The 2,090-nt window shown below is 68.9% G+C and carries 2 protein-coding genes; both read left to right on the plus strand.

Annotation, left to right across the window (positions count from 1 at the left end):
* The first annotated feature begins 35 nt into the window (after positions 1–35).
* Positions 36–1,451 carry a sensor histidine kinase gene (locus tag AC07X4_RS23910; protein WP_494741540.1) on the plus strand — a complete coding sequence of 472 codons (1,416 nt, stop codon included), beginning with the start codon at positions 36–38 and terminating at the stop codon, positions 1,449–1,451.
* On the plus strand, positions 1,441–2,090 hold a 650-nt coding region (locus tag AC07X4_RS23915; protein WP_494741539.1), incomplete at its 3' end, for a hypothetical protein. The genes AC07X4_RS23910 and AC07X4_RS23915, both read left to right, overlap by 11 nt.

Here is a 2,090-nt window from a genome sequence, read left to right on the forward strand (position 1 = left end):
GCCCCCCACCCACGGCACCGCCACCCGCCGAAGGCCTGCTGCATGGCCTCTCTTTCCAGCAACTGTTGCTGCTGGCATTCGTGCTGATTGCAGGCTTGCTGGGGGTCAGCTCACTGAGGGCCTTGCACACGCTGGAGCAGCTCATGGTGCTCAGCCGCCATGGCACGGCCGAGGCCACTGCATTGGCCACGGCCGCACAAGGCCTGAACCAGCGCGGGCAAGCCCTGGAACGTGCGGCGCGGCAGTCCCTGGTGCTGCGCGATGCGCCGCTGCGCCGCAGCTTCGACGACATGGCGGTCGATGCGCTCACCGTAGTGGACCACCTGCAGGCTGCAGGGTTGCCGTCCGCGCAGACGCAAGCGTGGCGCACCCACCTGGAGGCCGTCAAAACCTTGCTGGACGCACCGCCGGACCGTGCGCTCGACAACGAACGCCTGGTCGCCGAGGAATTTATGGCCCTGGAAACCCTGCACGGCACCATGGTGCAGTCGGTGCAGGACATCAACACCCAACGCAACCAGGCGCTGCAGGACCAGGTGGAGAGCAGCCGCCGCAACGTGACGCACCAGGTAGTGGGCGCCATTGTGCTGGCGTTGGTGCTGGCACTGTCTCTGGGCATCTGGCTGGCGCGACCGTTCAAGCGTCTCGAAGGCGCCATCCGGCAGCTGGGTGAAAACCAGCTGGACGAGCCGGTGCTGATCTCCGGCCCGGACGACGTGCGCCGGCTGGGCCAGCGGCTGGAATGGCTGCGGCTGCGACTGCTGGAGCTGGATGCTGACAAGGCGCGGTTCCTGCGCCATGTCTCCCACGAACTCAAGACCCCTCTGGCCGCGCTGCGCGAGGGCGTGGCGCTGCTGCAGGACGGCGTGACGGGCGAACTCACCGCTGGCCAGCGCGAGGTCGCGCAGATCCTGCACCACAACACGCTGCAGCTGCAGGGCGAGATCGAGGCCCTGCTGCGCTTCAACGCCGCCGCCTTCGAGGCACGGCAACTGCAGCGGCGCGACACCGATCTGCTGGCCCTGCTGGAGGCCCAGGTCGAGGCACAGCGGCTGCAGTGGCAGGCCAAGGGCCTGACCGTGCGGATAGAGGGGTCGCCCGTGCGCATGCCCGTCGATGCCGACAAGATCACCTCCGCCGTCAGCAATCTGCTGTCCAACGCCATTCGCTTTTCACCTCCCCAGGGCACGGTGCGGCTGGTGCTCTCGCAACCTCCCGGCCAGGTGCGCCTGGATGTCTTCGACCAGGGGCCCGGCGTGGACCGGGTGGACCGCGACCGCGTGTTTGAACCCTTTTACCGGGGTGTTCGCCAACCGGACGATGCCGTGCGCGGCACCGGCATCGGGTTGTCCATCGTGCAGGAATATGTGCAGGCCCATGGTGGCAGCGTGCGCCTGGTGGACGAAGGCGCACACTCCTTCTTTCGCATCGAACTTCCCCATGCCGCCTAGCACTCCCCCCCTGTCCTCCCACGCGCTGCGATGGCCAGTGCTTGCCCTGGGCACCGTGCTGGCAGGCTGCGCCACCACCGCGCCCCCACCTGCCCCCACCAAGCCACCTCCGGTGGCCATGATCATTGCCGTGCCTGTAGCTCCGGCGATCGAAGTCGGCGCCACCGAAGCACGCGGTACGGAGACCGATAACAACGCCCCCGTTGCCCTGCTCCTGGCCCAGACAGACCGTGTGCTCAAGCTGCCCCCGGCCGAACTCGCCAGGGAAATTGCCCGGCTGAGCGAAGCGGAGGACGCCACGGCCGACACGCCGTTGCTATTGGCCACGGCCCTGGCACAAACGCGCCAGGCCGTGGACACCGCCCGTGCGCTGGGCCTGGTGCAGCGCGTGCTGGGCAACACCGGCGCTGCAGCGCAACCCTTGCACCCGCTGGCCCGGCTGCTGGAGGCTCGGCTGCTGCAACAACGCCGGCTGGAGGACCAGCTCGACCGCCAGGCCCAGCAGCTGCGCGACAGCCAACGCCGCAATGACCAGCTCAGCGAACGCCTGGAGGCCGTGCGCGCCATCGAGCGCAGCCTGAGCACGCGCCCAGCACCGTCACCCTCCGCCCCCGCCGCGCCTGCAGCGAGCAATGGCGC

It is taken from the genome of Acidovorax sp. GW460-11-11-14-LB4 (assembly GCF_059423685.1).